Source organism: Microbacterium sp. STRO-2N, from assembly GCF_057747775.1.
In genome coordinates, this window is the sequence record NZ_CM173223.1 from 3,958,595 (window position 1) to 3,974,246 (window position 15,652).

At 69.7% G+C, this 15,652-nt stretch carries 16 protein-coding genes; 12 read left to right on the forward strand and 4 right to left on the reverse strand.

Annotated features, from left to right (window positions below; genetic code table 11):
- Positions 1 to 86: 86 nt before the first annotated feature.
- From AC3ANN_RS18250 to AC3ANN_RS18265, 4 genes are all read left to right on the forward strand, one after another.
- Entirely contained in the window at positions 87 to 1,421 is a 1,335-nt protein-coding gene (locus AC3ANN_RS18250; protein WP_488338792.1) for an AfsR/SARP family transcriptional regulator, read from the forward strand.
- Positions 1,422 to 1,482: 61 nt separating this feature from the next.
- A complete protein-coding gene (locus AC3ANN_RS18255) occupies positions 1,483 to 1,878 on the forward strand; it encodes a VOC family protein (protein WP_488338793.1) in 396 nt (131 codons plus the stop codon).
- A gap of 89 nt (positions 1,879 to 1,967) precedes the next feature.
- Positions 1,968 to 3,518: an acetaldehyde dehydrogenase ExaC gene (exaC, locus tag AC3ANN_RS18260; protein ID WP_488338794.1), complete on the forward strand. Its 1,551-nt coding sequence runs from the start codon at positions 1,968 to 1,970 to the stop codon at positions 3,516 to 3,518.
- 4 nt (positions 3,519 to 3,522) lie between these two features.
- Positions 3,523 to 3,933, forward strand: coding sequence for a DUF779 domain-containing protein (locus tag AC3ANN_RS18265; RefSeq protein ID WP_488338795.1), 411 nt, complete (start codon positions 3,523 to 3,525; stop codon positions 3,931 to 3,933).
- 15 nt (positions 3,934 to 3,948) lie between these two features.
- On the opposite strand, the gene AC3ANN_RS18270 is transcribed toward AC3ANN_RS18265, so the two are convergent.
- Together AC3ANN_RS18270 and AC3ANN_RS18275 are read right to left on the reverse strand one after the other, a co-directional pair.
- On the reverse strand, positions 3,949 to 4,437 hold the full coding sequence (locus AC3ANN_RS18270) for an FBP domain-containing protein (RefSeq protein WP_488338796.1): 489 nt from the start codon (positions 4,435 to 4,437) through the stop codon (positions 3,949 to 3,951).
- A 406-nt stretch (positions 4,438 to 4,843) separates the two neighbouring features.
- On the reverse strand, positions 4,844 to 6,118 hold the full coding sequence (locus tag AC3ANN_RS18275) for a hypothetical protein (RefSeq protein ID WP_488338797.1): 1,275 nt from the start codon (positions 6,116 to 6,118) through the stop codon (positions 4,844 to 4,846).
- Between the two features lie 171 nt (positions 6,119 to 6,289).
- Here AC3ANN_RS18275 and AC3ANN_RS18280 point away from each other — a divergent pair, with 171 nt between their 5' ends.
- From AC3ANN_RS18280 to rplI, 5 genes are all read left to right on the forward strand, one after another.
- Positions 6,290 to 7,489, forward strand: a complete 1,200-nt coding sequence (locus AC3ANN_RS18280; RefSeq protein ID WP_488338798.1) for an acyl-CoA dehydrogenase family protein — start codon at positions 6,290 to 6,292, stop codon at positions 7,487 to 7,489.
- Between the two features lie 162 nt (positions 7,490 to 7,651).
- Positions 7,652 to 8,020 (forward strand): 30S ribosomal protein S6, encoded by a 369-nt coding sequence (gene rpsF, locus AC3ANN_RS18285; RefSeq protein WP_488338799.1) that lies wholly within the window; start codon positions 7,652 to 7,654, stop codon positions 8,018 to 8,020.
- Between the two features lie 5 nt (positions 8,021 to 8,025).
- On the forward strand, positions 8,026 to 8,550 hold the full coding sequence (locus AC3ANN_RS18290; protein WP_488338800.1) for a single-stranded DNA-binding protein: 525 nt from the start codon (positions 8,026 to 8,028) through the stop codon (positions 8,548 to 8,550).
- A 66-nt stretch (positions 8,551 to 8,616) separates the two neighbouring features.
- Positions 8,617 to 8,871 (forward strand): 30S ribosomal protein S18, encoded by a 255-nt coding sequence (gene rpsR, locus AC3ANN_RS18295; RefSeq protein ID WP_005054609.1) that lies wholly within the window; start codon positions 8,617 to 8,619, stop codon positions 8,869 to 8,871.
- 11 nt (positions 8,872 to 8,882) lie between these two features.
- A complete protein-coding gene (gene rplI / locus AC3ANN_RS18300; protein WP_488338801.1) occupies positions 8,883 to 9,335 on the forward strand; it encodes a 50S ribosomal protein L9 in 453 nt (150 codons plus the stop codon).
- Positions 9,336 to 9,611: 276 nt separating this feature from the next.
- Here the strand turns inward: rplI and AC3ANN_RS18305 are convergent, their stop codons facing one another.
- On the reverse strand, positions 9,612 to 11,123 hold the full coding sequence (locus tag AC3ANN_RS18305) for a hypothetical protein (protein WP_488338802.1): 1,512 nt from the start codon (positions 11,121 to 11,123) through the stop codon (positions 9,612 to 9,614).
- A 112-nt stretch (positions 11,124 to 11,235) separates the two neighbouring features.
- A complete protein-coding gene (locus AC3ANN_RS18310; protein ID WP_488338803.1) occupies positions 11,236 to 12,255 on the reverse strand; it encodes a hypothetical protein in 1,020 nt (339 codons plus the stop codon).
- Positions 12,256 to 12,868: 613 nt separating this feature from the next.
- Here AC3ANN_RS18310 and dnaB point away from each other — a divergent pair.
- From dnaB to cmtR, 3 genes are all read left to right on the forward strand, one after another.
- Positions 12,869 to 14,242, forward strand: coding sequence for a replicative DNA helicase (dnaB, locus tag AC3ANN_RS18315; protein ID WP_488338804.1), 1,374 nt, complete (start codon positions 12,869 to 12,871; stop codon positions 14,240 to 14,242).
- Positions 14,243 to 14,461: 219 nt separating this feature from the next.
- Positions 14,462 to 15,205: an EI24 domain-containing protein gene (locus AC3ANN_RS18320; protein ID WP_488338805.1), complete on the forward strand. Its 744-nt coding sequence runs from the start codon at positions 14,462 to 14,464 to the stop codon at positions 15,203 to 15,205.
- 45 nt (positions 15,206 to 15,250) lie between these two features.
- On the forward strand, positions 15,251 to 15,586 hold the full coding sequence (gene cmtR / locus AC3ANN_RS18325) for a Cd(II)/Pb(II)-sensing metalloregulatory transcriptional regulator CmtR (RefSeq protein ID WP_488338806.1): 336 nt from the start codon (positions 15,251 to 15,253) through the stop codon (positions 15,584 to 15,586).
- The last annotated feature ends 66 nt before the right edge of the window (positions 15,587 to 15,652 follow it).

Below are 15,652 nucleotides of genomic sequence, written 5' to 3' on the forward strand. Positions count from 1 at the left end.
CTCAAGCCCCCTTGCGGTCACCCGCGCGGCTGTGCATGCGCCCGCCTACACTGGACGCACGCTCCCCGACGTCGATCGGAGCCGCCGTGCCGTCACCGTGGTCGCAGCGACGCGAAGTGTCCGCAGAGAACTCGCGCCTGCTGATCGAACGCGCCCACGAGGAGCTCGTCGCGGGCAATGCCGAGGACGACCGCCTGCGCGACGTGCGGCCGCTCGTGCGCGACTCCTGGCGCCGTTCACTCGAGAGCCTGGTCGGGGCTGAGGGCCTTCCTCCCCTCGACCTGTCGGCCGACGAGCTCGAGGCGTACCGCAGTGCCCATCCGCTCGCTGAGGTCATCGACATGGTGCGCGGACTGCTGCTGCCGGGCGAAGCATCCGAATCCGGCGTCGTCGTCGCCGTCGGCGACGCGGCGGGCCGCCTGCTGTGGATCGAGGGCGACCGACGCGTGCGCGCTCTGACGGGCGACATGGGCTTCGTCGAGGGCGCGAACTGGTCGGAGCACGCCGTCGGCACGGCCGCACCGGGCACTGCGATCACGCTTGACCGGTCCGTGCAGATCCACGGCGCCGAGCACTTCAACCGTCTCGTACAGCCGTGGTCGTGCACTGCGGCGCCCGTCCACGATCCCGAGACCCGCCGCATCGTCGGACTGATCGACGTCACGGGGGGCGCCGAGGCCGTGACACCGCAGGCGCAGCTGCTGGTGGATGCCACCGCGCGGGCGATCGAGGGAGAGCTCCTGGTCGCGCGGCTCCGGGCCCGCGCACGGCCGGCCCGACCGCCGCGTCGGACGCCGCGTCGACCCGACCCGCCCCGAGCCACCGTGCGTGTGCTCGGCCGGGATCGGGCGCTCCTCGAGGTGGCCGCGGACGGCGTCGAGCACGTGTCCGAGCTGAGCGGGCGTCACGCCGAGATCCTCCTCATGCTCGCCACACACCGGCACGGACTCTCTGCCGAGCGGCTGGGCGAGCTCGTGTACGGCGAGGGCGAGGCCACGCCGTCCGTGACCCTCAGAGCCGAGATGGTGCGGCTGCGCAAAGTGCTCGAGCGCTCGGCACCGGCACTCGTGCCCGAGTCGCGCCCCTACCGGCTGGGGGCCGACGTCGAGACCGACGCGCACCAGGTGCTGTCGCTGCTCGACCGGGGCGCCCACCGCGTCGCATTGGCGGCCTACCGCGGCGACGTGCTGCCGGACTCGGTCGCACCCGGAGTCGAGGAGTTCCGCGACACTGTCCGCACGGCGCTTCGCGAGGCGCTCATGGCCGAGGCATCCGTCGACGTCCTTCTCGCCTTCGCCGAGACGGATGCCGCAGCCGACGACATCGAGCTGCTGCGGCTCTGCCTCTCGATGCTGCCTGCCCGCTCACCCCGCCGCGCCGGGCTGGTCGCGCGCATCGAGCGCCTCGAAACCGGGGTTTGATCGCGGACGGGATATGTCCGCGTTGCGCGGGAGGCTGGGTTCACGACAGAGAGGAACCGTCATGCTCAACGGATTCGCCACCCAGAACGTCTACTCCGCCGACCTCGACGCGGCGGCCGAGTGGTACGCCGAGGTGTTCGGGATCGAGCCGTACTTCCGCCGGCCCGGATACGTGGAGTTCCGCGTCGGGCCGTACGAGCACGAGTTCGGCATCATCGACGCGCAGTACCGGCCCGATGCTCCGGCCGCCCCGGGCGGCGCCATCCTCTACTGGCAGGTCGACGACGTCACCGCGGTCTACGAGGATCTTCTGGCCAAGGGGGCGACGAGCTTTCAGCCGGTCACGTCTCGCGGCGAGGGCTTCGTGACGGCATCCGTCGTCGACCCGTTCGGCAACCTCCTCGGCGTGATGGAGAACGTGCACTTCGTGGCGACGCGGGAGCGTCTCAGCGTCTGACGACGCCATGCAACGTGATGCAACGTAGCGCGGCCTAGCTTCGACGCAACGCGACGACGACCGTCGCGAACGCGTCGAAGGAGACCAGCATGACCATCGTCGAAGAGGGCGTCTCGAGCATCTACGCCGCTCCCGGGCAGCGCGGCTCGATCGCCGACTACCGCCCCCGCTACGGCCACTACATCGGCGGAGAGTTCGTCGAGCCCGTCAAGGGTCAGTACTTCGAGAACCTCTCGCCGGTCAACGGCAAGCCGTTCTGCGAGGTCGGCCGCGGCACCGTCGAAGACGTCGACCGCGCGGTCGACGTCGCCTGGCAGGCGTTCGAGTCGTGGAAACGCACGACCCCGGCTGAGCGCGCCGGGATCCTCAACAGGATCGCCGACCGGATCGAGCAGAACCTCGAGAAGATCGCAGTGGCTGAGACGTGGGAGAACGGCAAGCCGGTTCGCGAGACCATGGCCGCCGACATCCCGCTCGCCGTCGACCACTTCCGGTATTTCGCCGGTGTGCTGCGGGCGCAGGAGGGCACCCTCAGTCAGCTCGACGAAGACACCGTGGCCTACCACTTCCACGAGCCACTGGGCGTGGTCGGCCAGATCATCCCGTGGAACTTCCCGATCCTCATGGCCACGTGGAAGCTCGCTCCGGCCCTCGCGGCCGGCAACTGCGTCGTGCTGAAGCCCGCTGAGCAGACGCCGGCCTCGATCCTGTTCCTGTTCGAGATCATCGGCGACCTGCTTCCCGCAGGCGTCGTCAACATCGTCAACGGCTTCGGCATCGAGGCGGGTGCTCCGCTCGCGCAGCACAAGCGCATCCGCAAGGTCGCGTTCACGGGCGAGACCACGACAGGCCGGCTCATCATGCAGTATGCGTCGCAGAACCTCATCCCGGTGACGCTCGAGCTCGGCGGCAAGAGCGCGAACGTGTTCTTCGAAGACGTCGCGCGCTCCACGGACGACGCTTACTACGACAAGGCGCTCGAGGGCTTCACGTTCTTCGCGCTCAACCAGGGCGAGGTGTGCACGTGCCCGTCGCGTGCGCTCATCCAGCGGTCGATCTACGACCGCTTCCTCGGCGACGGCCTCGATCGCGTCTCGAAGATCGTGCAGGGGAACCCGCTCGACCCGGCGACCATGATCGGCGCGCAGGCGTCGAACGACCAGCTCGAGAAGATCCTGTCGTACATCGACATCGGCAAGCAGGGTGGCGCGAAGCTTCTCGCGGGCGGCGAGCGTGTCGACCTCGGCGGCGACCTCAGCGAGGGGTACTACGTCGCCCCGACCGTGTTCGAGGGCACGAACGACATGCGCATCTTCCAGGAGGAGATCTTCGGGCCGGTCGTGTCGGTCACGTCGTTCGACGACTTCGACGACGCGATCTCGATCGCGAACGACACGCTCTACGGCCTCGGCGCCGGTGTCTGGAGCCGCTCCGGCGACACCGCATACCGCGCTGGACGGGCGATCGAGGCGGGCCGCGTCTGGACCAACACGTACCACCAGTACCCCGCGCACGCGGCGTTCGGCGGCTACAAGCAGTCCGGCATCGGCCGCGAGAACCACCTCAAGATGCTCGACCACTACCAGCAGACGAAGAACCTGCTGGTGTCGTACGCCGAAGGGGCCATGGGCTTCTTCTAAGCCGATGACCGAGACGACGATCCACAGCAGGGTGGCCGTGACGGATGCCGCGGTCGCCCTGCTGCGGCGGCTCACTGCACAGCACGGACCGCTGATGTTCCACCAGTCCGGCGGATGCTGCGACGGCAGTGCGCCCATGTGCTACCCCGTCGGCATGTTCCTCACGGGGCCTTCGGACGTTCATCTCGGCTCGCTCGGCGTCGGCTTGGACGACCCGATCGAGGTCTACATCTCCGAGGCGCAGTTCGAGTACTGGAAGTACACGCACGTCACCATCGACGTGGTCCCTGGCCGCGGCGCGGGGTTCAGCGTCGAGGGCCCGACGGGCAATCGCTTCATCATCCGCTCCCGCATGCTGACCGACGCCGAGCTCGAGCACTTCGGGCTGGGGCCGCAGGCCACGCGCACGGCGTGACCTGCGGCCGGGCCGTCAGCGGCCGTCGCGGATGTCGCGGGCGAAGCGGTCGGCGTGGGCGCGCAGCGCCTCGATCCGCCGTTGTCGCGCGGCCTCGACGTCGAACCCGAGGTACGCGGGCGGCAGCGGCCGGCGCACGTTGGCCGAGCACTCGAACCGCTCGCACAGCAGGGTGCCGACGGTGTCGCCGTTGCGGCCGGCCTTTCCGGCGCGCTTCGCGCCGAACAGCACGACCTCGTTCGGCAGCGTGACGTCCTCGCACCACGAGCACTGCGCGCGCGTCCGCGTGCGCTGCTCGGTCTGGCGCAGCAGGATGCCGACCGGCTCGTCGTCGACGGGAACGACGATGAAGCCCGCGAGGGGCTGCTTGGGGTCACGCCAGCCGAGGTAGTCGAGCTGGTCCCATTCGACCTCGCGGAGGTCGGGGACGACGAGGGCGTTGCGTTCGCGCAGGGAGGCGTTGACGAAGGACGCGCGAATGTCCTTCTCGGTGAATGCGTGCATGATTCCTTGCTTCACGAGCGTCGCCACGGGGCGACGGAGATTCGGATGCCGCGGACCGGCGGTCCGCGGAGGTGCGGACTGCGTCGCTTCGGCGCTTGGCCGACGACGACGCACGCGGCTACCTCCGCTCGGCGCAGAGAGCGCCGACGACCTCCTCACGCCCGACGGGCGTCGCGGAACACAGGGATTGCACGACCGACAGCCTACGCCCGCCGCGCGCAGCGGCATCCGTCGTCATGTCCCGCTTTCGTGCCTTCATGTCCCGATTCCGGTCGTTCCGGCGCTCCGGAATGACCGGAATCGGGACATGCTCACTGGCGCCGCCCGCGCTCGACCGGGCTATGCCGACGTCTTCGCCGTGGGCGACAGCTCGCACGAGAGCGAGCCGGTCCTTCCCTGACTCGCGTCAGCCGCCGAACCACACGGCGAGCAGGCCGGTGTTCGACAGGATCCACCACAGCACCACGACGCCGCCGACAATGATCGGCACCCAGGGGACGCCCCGCTGGAGGCGGCGTCCCTGCGGTGCGACGCCCGGCGGCGGGCGCAGCGCGTCGAGCGGCGGCGTGAAGGGAACGGCGGTCCCCACGCCCCCTCCGGGCGCCGCCGGCGCGTCGCCCGCCGCCGGGCGCGTGGGCCCAGCCGCTGCCGCGGCACCGACGCCGGGATCGCCTGCTGCCGGCCCGATGCCGGGAGCCGAGGCATCCGGGTTCGCAGCCCCCGCACGCAGACGCTCGTCACGCCAGCGCGCCCACTGCGCGAGCTTGTCGAGCAGCGCGCCGACCGCCGAGAACAGCCACGCCCACGTCGCCGGGTCGAGTGTCGAGAAGTCGCGCTTGGCGTACAGGAACAGCCAGTCGTCGACGATCTCGACGTCGAGCGCCGCAGCGTTGTCGATGAAGCGGGCCATGATGTCGGGCGTGAAGAGATACAGCGCGTCGCGCTCGTAGCCGGCCGGGCAATAGAGGGAGAAGAAGCGGTCGAAGTCGCCCTCGAGGCTGAGCCGCTGGTCCTTGTCGAAGAGCTGCGGCAGGTTCGAGCCGAACAGGCCGTTGTTGCCGGTGGCGTCGAGCACGATGTGCGGCAGCGGCACGTCGAGCTTGACCGCGACATACCCCCACGCGTGCGTCGTGCGGTTCTTGCCGGAACCGGTGACATAGCGGTAGTTCGCGAACTCGACGAACCGCGGGCGCTCGCCGCGCACGAGGTCGGTGGCCTGGCGAGAGCCGCCGAGCGAGAAGATCATGCCCGGAAGCGCCGGGTTGTCGAACTGCGGAAGGTACGACATCGCGTTCGCGCGCGCGAAGCCGTCGAGCCGGTACATCCGCTCGTCGCGGGAACGGCGGCCGCGCAGGAACGCGACCAGCACGAGGGCGACGATCGTGCCGATGACGACGAAGGGCACGAGCATGAGCAGCCCGCCGACGAGACCCGAGCCCTCCGAGATCGAGACGAACGCGCCGATGACGGTGGTGATCATCACGAGCAGCATCGACCCCGTGAAGACCGCGAAGATCACCGCGAACACCACCGTGAACACGCCAGACGCGCTCATGCCCGAGGGGAGCCGACCGCTGCGTCGCAGCTCCTCGACGAACCCGCGCGCGGCGCCCGGCGGCACAGGCTCGACCAGGGGTCGATCGTCGAACGGGTAGGCCGCCGTGGGCGAGGGTGCACTCACGGGGCCAGGGTACCGGCGCAGGTGTTCACAACTCAGGCAGAACGGCGCTTCGCGCGGCGAAATGCGGAAGGAGACCGCATCCTGCCTGAGTTGTGAACGGACGGCATCCGGCAAGATCGAGACAGGCCGCGCGGCAGCTCGTACCGCGCAGGCCAGACGCGAGGAGGCGCCATGACCGATGCCCGCAGGGACCCCGACGACCTCGATGCGCTCCGTGCGGCATCCGATGTCCTCGGTGTCGATGCGCTGCTGACGGATGCCGAGCGCGCGGTCCGCGACCGGGTGCGGGCGTTCGTCGACGCCGAGATCCGCCCGCACATCGCGGACTGGTTCGATCGCGCGCACTTCCCTGCGGAGCTAGCTCCCGCCCTCGGACGCCTCGGCGTGCTCGGCATGACGTTGGACGGGTACGGGTGCCCCGGCCGCAGCGCCGTCGAGTACGGCCTCGCGGCACTCGAGCTCGAGGCCGCCGACTCAGGTATCCGCACGTTCGTCTCGGTGCAGGGCTCGCTCGCGATGGGCTCGATCCACCGGTGGGGCAGCGACGCGCAGAAGCAGGAATGGCTGCCGCGCCTGGCGGCGGGCGAGGCCATCGGATGCTTCGCCCTCACCGAGCCCGATGCGGGCTCCGACCCCGCGAGCATGACCACGCACGCGCGGCGCGACGGCGGCGACTGGGTGCTCACGGGCGCGAAGCGCTGGATCGGCCTCGCCTCGATCGCGCACATCGCGGTGGTGTGGGCGCAGACCGATGACGGCGTGCGCGGATTCCTCGTGCCGACCGATGCGCCCGGGCTCGAGATCACCGTGCTCGAGCCGAAGGGGTCGATACGGGCGTCGGTGCAGACGCAGCTGCGCCTCGACGGAGTGCGGGTGCCGGCATCCGCCCTCCTTCCCGAAGCGCACGGGCTTCGGGAACCCTTCGCCGCCCTCAACGAAGCCCGGTACGGGATCGTGTGGGGCGCGCTCGGCGCGGCCCGCGACAGCTACGAGGCCGCGTTGCGGCATGCGCTCCGTCGCGAGCAGTTCGGCCGCCCGATCGCCGGCTTCCAGCTCACGCAGCGCAAGCTCGTCGACATGGCGGTCGAGCTGCAGAAGGGCGCCCTGCTCGCCCTGCACATCGGGCGGGCGAAGGATGCCGGAACCCTGACGCCCACGCAGATCTCGCTCGGCAAGCTCAACAACGTGCGGGAGGCGATCGAGATCGCGCGTGAGGCGCGGACGATCCTCGGCGGCGACGGGGTGCTGCTCGAGAACTCCCCGATCCGCCACGCCGCGAACCTCGAGTCCGTCCGCACGTACGAAGGCACCGACGAAGTGCACACCCTCGTGCTCGGGCAGCACCTCACGGGCCTGGGCGCCTTTCGCTGATCACGCCCGGAAACCGCGATTGGGCGGGGGTCGCGGCATCCGGTACCATAGGAGGGTTGTCCGTATGAGCGCGTGTCCGCGCGCGAACCGGATGACGTGCAACACACCCTCCTGCTGCCGGGAAATGCCCGGCAGCCGTTCTAGTCCGAAGGAGGTGGGTTAGTGACGCACCAGTACGAACTCATGGTCATCCTGAGCCCTGAGATCGACGAGCGCCAGGTCGGCACCACTCTCGACAAGTTCCTCAAGGTCATCACGACCGGCGGCGGCACCATCGAGAACATCGACATCTGGGGCAAGCGCCGTCTGGCTTACGAGATCCAGAAGAAGACCGAGGGCATCTACGCCGTCGTCAACTTCACGGCGACCGCCGAGACCACGCAGGAGCTCGACCGCCAGCTGAACCTCAGCGAGCAGGTCATGCGCACCAAGGTGCTGCGTGCCGAGGAGGCCATCGCGATGATCGCGTCCGAGAAGCAGCGTGCCGACGAGCGCGCCGCCCGCAAGACGGCCAAGGCAGCGAAGGCTTAAGGGCCATGGCCGGCGAGACGATCATCACCGTCGTGGGCAACCTCACGGCTGATCCCGAACTGCGGTACACGCAGAACGGCCTCCCCGTCGCGAACTTCACGATCGCGTCGACGCCGCGCAACTTCGACCGTCAGGCCAACGAGTGGAAGGACGGCGAAGCGCTGTTCCTCCGCGCGAGCGTCTGGCGCGAGTTCGCGGAGCACGTCGCCGGCTCGCTGACGAAGGGCATGCGGGTCATCGCGACCGGCCGCCTCAAGCAGCGCAGCTACCAGGATCGCGAAGGCAACAACCGCACCGCGATCGAGCTGGAGGTCGACGAGATCGGCCCGTCGCTGCGCTACGCGACCGCACAGGTCACGCGCGCGGCCGGCGGCGGCGGTGCCGGCGGCTTCGGCGGCGGCGGACAGTCGCGTCCGGCGCAGGTCGCCGACGAGCCGTGGTCGACGCCCGGTTCGGCGAACGCCGGCGGCGCGGCGGGCGGCGACGCCTGGGCCGCTCCCGGCGCCTACGGCGACGACACCCCGTTCTGATCTCAGTAACAGATTCCGGATGCCTCGGCACGAGGCATCCGATCATCATCACGTAAAGGAAGACCAATGGCTGGAAAGGCAACCGGCGACCGCCGGAAGCCGCGGAAGGGCGCGAAGAACGCCGCTCCCGCGAAGGCGATCCGCGTCGGCGTCATCGACTACAAGGACGTCGCCACGCTTCGCAAGTTCATCTCGGAGCGCGGCAAGATCCGTGCCCGTCGTATCACCGGTGTGTCGGTGCAGGAGCAGCGTCTGATCGCGAAGGCGATCAAGAACGCCCGCGAGATGGCGCTCCTGCCCTACGCCGGCGCTGGCCGCTAAGGAGTACCGACATGGCAAAGCTCATTCTCACGAACGAGGTCGCCGGGCTCGGTAGCGCCGGTGACGTTGTCGAGGTCAAGAACGGGTACGCCCGCAACTACCTCATCCCCCAGGGCTTCGCGGTCGCATGGACCCGCGGTGGCGAGAAGCAGGTGGCGTCGATCCGCGCCGCCCGCGACGCGCGCGCGATCCACGACCACGAAGAGGCCGTGGCTCTCAAGGACGCCCTCGAGGGCAACAAGGTCAAGCTGTCGGTCAAGGCCGGCGCTGAGGGCCGCCTCTTCGGAGCGGTGAAGACCTCGGACATCGCCGACGCGGTCAAGGCCGCGGGTCTCGGCGAGCTCGACAAGCGCAAGATCCACATCACCTCGCCGATCAAGTCGGTGGGCGAGCACGAGGCGACGGTTCGCCTGCGTGACGACCTCACCGCCGTGATCACCCTGCAGGTGGTCGCCGCCAAGTAGCACCTGGCGCACGAGAAAGGATGCCGCGGACCCTCGGGTCCGCGGCATCCTTCCTTTTCGTACCGACGGATGCCGCGAGCCCCCCGGGTCGCGACATCCGCCGATTCGAGGCCCCCGACCGCGGTTGGTCCGATCCAGGCAATGCCGGACCAACCGCGGCCGGAGGCGGCTAGGTGACGGGAGAGTCGCCCCTGGGGCGGGCGACTCTCCCGCGCGCTCGCGCTCGAGGCCGAGGCGAGGGCCGTCTGGGGAACATGACGTCCCCCGTGGTTCGGCCTAAGCGGAGCGCCGCCGCGACACGCGAGCGATCACGCCGGCCACCAGGAGCAGGAGCCCCATCAGCAGCGCGGGGAGCGCACCCGTCCCTCCGGTCGCGGCGAGTTCGGAGCCCGCCGACGCGGCGGCCGAGCCGGTGACCGCGTTCGAGCCGCCGCCCGTCGTACCGTCACCGGGGTCGGTGGGGTTCGTCGGGTCGGTCGGGTCGGTCGGGTCCGTGGGGTCGGTCGGGTCCGTCGGGTCCGTGGGGTCCGTCGGGTCCGTGGGATCCGTCGGGTCCGTGGGGTCGGTCGGGTCCGTGGGGTCGGTCGGGTCTCCCGGGCCCTCGGTCGTGCTGTCGCCGATCACCGAGATGGCGTTGCCGGCGATGCTGATCGGGAGAGAGATCGGCGCGAGGATCTGGGTGCCGCCGAGGATCGAGCCGAGCCCGCTGGTCGTCGCCGACGTTCCGGTGCCCGTTCCGGTGCCCGGAGTCGCGACGGCGCCGCTCGAGCTGCTGTCGCCGATACCCGAGATCGCGTTGCCGACGACCGTGACCGGCGCCTTGACCGGCGCGAGGATCTGGGTGCCGCCGAGGATCGAGTCCTCACCGCCCGTCGTCCCGTTGCTCGAGCCGGGTGTGCCGGTGCCGGGCGCCGTGCCTGCGTCCTCACTGGAGCTGTCGCCGATGACCGAGATGGCGTTGCCGACGGCCGTGATGGGTGCCGCGATCGGGGCGAGCACCTGCGTGCCGCCGAGGATCGAGTCGGTGCCGTCGGTCGTGCCGCCCGTCGCGGGCGTCGAACCGCCGGTCGTGCCCGTGGGCGCCGCGCCTGCACCCTCGCTCGAGCTGTCGCCGATGACCGAGATCGCGTTGCCGACGGCCGTGATGGGAGCCGTGATCGGCGCGACGACCTGCGTGCCGCCGAGGATCGAGTCCTCGCCGTCGGTCGAAGCGCCAGCGGCCGGCGTCGGGCCCGAGGTCGCGGGCACCGACGTGGCTCCCTCGCTCGAGCTGTCGCCGATGACCGAGATCGCGTTGCCGACGACCGTCACGGGTGCGGTGACCGACACCAGACCCTGGGTGCCCGACAGCAGTCCGTCCTGGCCGGAGGTCTCGGCCGTGGTCGCCGGAGCGCCGGCAGGCGCCGGAGCGGCGGCCGAGGCATCCGTCGACGAGCTGTCGCCGATGACCGAGACGGCGTTGCCGGCCACCGTGATCGGCACGCTCACCGAGACGAGGGCCTGCGTGCCCGACGCGGCGCCGTCCTCTCCGCTGGTCGTGGCGGGGGCCGGAGCCGCGGCCGGAGCGGGAGCGGGCGCGGTGGCCTGCTCGCTGGAGGAGTCGCCGATCAGCGAGAGCGACGTTCCGCTGATGTTGATCGGGAGGTTGACGTCGATGATGGCCTGGGTGCCCGAGAGCAGCCCGTCCTCACCGGTCGTCTCGGCCGCGTTCGCGACCGTCGCGCCGAGCAGCGTGATGCCGCCGGCGATAAGCGTGCCCCAGAGGGCGCGCTTGCAAAAAGTACGCATGATGTTCCCCTTATGTGAGTGATCGGTTCTCGCAGCGCGTGAGGGCGCACTGCTAGCGCGTGACGACGCGCTGCTCGCTTATGCCGCGATTCAGAACGCGGCGGCGAGCCGATCAGTCAGGGGAGACGTCGGTGGATCCGGCGGGCGCCGACGGGACACGGTCATCCTCGGCTCCGGCACGGCGCACCCAGGCACGGTGTGCGACGAGCGGGAGGAGGGCGGCCATCGCCCAGGCGCCGGGACCCGCACCACCGGATCCCGCAGAAGAAGTGGCGAGCGGGCAGAGCCCTCCCGCAGAACCAGGGACTCCGCCGCCCCGCGCAAGCGCGGTGGCGGAAGAGATCGAACCGGTCTCGGCCGGCGAGTCGGCGACGGATGCCGCACCCCACGCGGAGCGCAGTGCCGCGGCGTGCGGGAAGGCGGCGGAGGCATCGGTCGATCCGGTGAAGGCTCCAAGTGTGGGGCCGACGAGAGCCGGAGCGTCAGGGCGGTCGGTGCCACCGGGGCCGTCCACAGTCCCGGGGAGGCCGGGGACCGTCGGAACGGTCGGGAGTCCACCACCGGGGGTGGAGCCGTCGACCGGAGGCTGACCGATGGTCGAGCCGGTCTCGTCGACCGCGCCGACGACGCCGCCGAGCGTGTCGTCGACGGTCTGGCCGAGGTCGGTCACGGCGTCGTCGAGGCCGATGCCCGAGACGATCCCGCCGACGATGGGCACCTCGGTGACGATGTCGACGACTGGCTCGGTGATTCCCGACACGACGCCGCCCGAGACGATGTCGGTCACCGGCTGGGTGACCGCGTCGACCACCGTACCTACCGTCTGAACCACCTGTCTCACCGGCTGCTGAACGGGAGCGGGGGCCACGCCCACGACGGTGTTCACCGTCTGGGTGACCCCGGTCGTGACGGTCGAGACGGAGTCGGTGACCGTGGAGGCCGTGGTGTCGACGAGCGACGTCACGGCGCCGAGCGCACCCCCGAGCAGTCCGTCATTCTCGGAGTCGTCGGCGTTCGCGTGCGAGGCACCGAGGCCCAGCGCCAGCGACAGGACGATCCAGGCGAACGCGGTCGCGGCCCCGATCAGGGCCAGCCGCACGACCCTCGGCAGCTGCGAGGTAGCGATCTCCACGTTCACCTCCCACGACGAACAACGCCACACGCTCCGTAACGGACGTGCGTGAGGGTGCCTGGAGCACAGACGTTACCGCGTTCACGCGGGATGTGTCCAGGGGTGTCGGTTCGCAGGTCTCGAGCGCTGCAGGCCGCGTCGCTGGACTCCGTGCTCATGTGCGCGTCACGCGCCGGTTCTCCCCGGAATTGTGCACAGGCGGCCGCTCGAGGTGAAACCTTCAAGCGCGACTTCAACCACATACTCCTCCACAGGCTGTGGAACGCGAAGGGGCTGGTCAAACCTGAAATTCGTGCGGCCTGGATACGCAAACCGGGAAGTTGTCCACAGTGGTTGTTCACAGGTGCACCGGCGTTTCTCGCAATCTCTCCACATAGTTATCCACAGGCCGTGTTGCGAGTGTCGGAGGCCGTCCTTAGCGTGGGGTTCGGCCCAATCGGGGCGCGCGCTGAACCAGCGCGGCGGTGGCCGGATCACGTGTGAGAGCGTGTCGACGAGCAGGATGCCGAGGCATCCTGCCGATCGGTCGTGCTCGCACGCCGCGGCGCGTCGCCGGGCGCACGCCGCTCCGAGCTCGGACGATGAAACGAACGATCTGGAGGACGCGCAGCCTATGTCGATCGCCGACATCTCCGAGGAGCGCATGGGGGGTCCCCGTGAGTACGAGCGCACTCCCCCGCACGACCTGCTCGCCGAACAGAGCGCCCTCGGCGGGATGCTGCTGTCGAAGGACGCCGTCGCCGACGTCATCGAGACGCTGCGCGGGACCGACTTCTACATCCCCAAGCACGAGCTGATCTTCGAGGCGATCCTCACCCTCTACTCGCACGGCGAGCCCACCGATGTCGTCGCGGTCACCGACGAGCTCATCAAGACGGGCGAGCTGCAGCGCGCCGGCGGCGCGGACTACCTGCACACGCTCACCTCGATCGTGCCGACAGCCGCGAACGCCGGCTACTACGCCTCGATCGTGTCGGAGCGCGCACTGCTGCGACGCCTCGTCGAAGCAGGCACGCGCATCGTGCAGATGGGCTACTCGGGTCAGGGCGAGGCGCTCGACCTCGTCAACAACGCGCAGGCCGAGATCTACTCGGTGACGGGCGCGGAGGCCGCAGAGGACTACGTGCCGCTCACGATCGCGGTGGATGCCGCGGTCGAAGAGATCGAGGCGGCTCGCGGTCGCGACGGCCAGATGACCGGCATCCCCACCGGCTTCTCGGGCCTCGACCAGCTGACCAACGGGCTCCATCCCGGTCAGATGATCATCATCGCCGCACGCCCGGCCATGGGTAAGTCGACGCTCGCTCTCGATTTCGCACGGGCGGCCGCCATCAAGCACGACATGCCGACGATCTTCTTCTCGCTCGAGATGGGGCGCAGCGAGATCGCGATGCGTCTCATGAGCGCCGAGGGCGCGGTGCCGCTGCAGTCGATGCGCAAGGGCACGCTCGACTCGCGCGACTGGACGACGATCGCCGCGACCCGCGGACGCATCAACGACGCTCCTCTCTATATCGACGACAGCCCGAACATGACGCTCGTCGAGATCCGGGCGAAGTGCCGGCGGCTCAAGCAGCGCGCCGGACTCAAGATGGTCGTCATCGACTACCTCCAGCTGATGACCTCGGGCAAGCGCGTCGAGTCGCGCCAGCAGGAGGTCTCGGAGTTCTCGCGTGCGCTGAAGCTCCTCGCCAAGGAGCTGCAGTGCCCGGTGATCGCGCTGTCGCAGCTGAACCGTGGTCCTGAGCAGCGCGCCGACAAGAAGCCCGCCCTCTCCGATCTCCGTGAGTCGGGCTCGATCGAGCAGGACGCCGACATGGTGGTGCTGCTGCACCGCGAGGCCGCCTACGAGAAGGACTCCCCGCGCGCCGGCGAGGCCGACCTCATCGTGGCCAAGCACCGCAACGGCCCCACCGACACCATCACCGTCGCCTTCCAGGGCCACTTCTCGCGCTTCACGGATATGGCGCCCGGCGACTTCGGGTAGTAGTAGGACCGTCGGCGAGCTCGCGTGTGGGAGTTCGTTCAGTTCTTGGCGCCGGCGACTGACGTTCTGGCGCTCCTTTCACACTCGCCCACATCGTGGAATCCACGCCCCGAAACCACCACAACCATTCCAAATTCGTGACAAGCGTGCCGCCTCATGATCCTGTCATCGCCGACGCATCGTCCCGGGTGACCCCGCACCACGATTAGGGTGGCGGTGATGCGCGAGTTCGCCCGGGGAGCCGCCCTACTGGGGCGTGGTTTCGCATATTGGCGCCGTCGCCCCTGGCTGATGGCGTTCGGTCTTCTCCCGGCCGCGATCGTGGGCCTGCTGTTCCTGTCGGGCCTGATCGCCCTCGGCGTCTTTCTGCCCGGGATCACCGAGGCGGCGACACCTTTCGCCGACGGATGGCCGGGCCTATGGGCGACCGTCATCCGCATCGCGGTGGGGACGGCGCTTCTCGGAGGCGCACTCGTGCTGGTCGCGGTCTCGTTCACCGCGCTCACACTCCTCATCGGCGAGCCGTTCTACGACCGCATCTGGAAGGCGGTGGAAGCGGATGCCGGAGACTCCGGCATCGACGCCGACTACGGGTTCTGGCGATCGATCGGCGACACCCTCGCGCTCGTCGCGCGCGGTGTCGGCGTCGCGCTGCTCGCTGCGCTGATCGGACTCGTCCCGGTGGTCGGAGCAGTCGTGAGCGCGGTGACGGCCGTGCTGCTGACGGGACTAGTCCTCGCCGACGAGCTGGCCTCGCGTGCGCTCACCGCTCGCGGGCTGAGTCGGTCAGCACGGCGCACGCTCATGCGGCGGCATCGCGCGCGCATGCTCGGCTTCGGCGTCGCCACGCAATTGTGCTTCGTGGTCCCCCTGGGCGCAGTCGCAACGATGCCGGCCGCCGTCGCAGGCTCGACGCTGCTCGCCCGATCGCTCCTCGACGACGTACACAGCGAGAGCCGATAGCCGCCCGCTCTCGGAATAGGTCAGTCCTCGCTGTATAGTCACGGTGTGCTGACTATTGCTTCGCGTCTCGATGTGATGAACCGGCTGGGCCGCGCGATGGCCGACCCGACGCGATCCCGGATCCTGCTGACCCTGCTCGACGGCCCGGGATATCCCGCCGAGCTCGCTCGAGACCTCGATCTCACCCGCACCAACGTGTCGAACCACTTGACGTGCCTGCGCGGCTGCGGGCTCATCGTCGCGACACCTGAGGGACGGCGCACGCGGTACGAGATCGCCGATCCGCATCTCGCCCTCGGCATGCGTCAGCTGCTCGAAGCGGTCGTCGCGGTCGACGAAGGCGCGCCCTGCATGAACACCGATTGCGAGTGCTGCGCATGAGCGCCGAACGACCACTTCTTCCCATCGCGTGCACGCTCTCGCCCGACACCGGTGTCGATCAGCTGA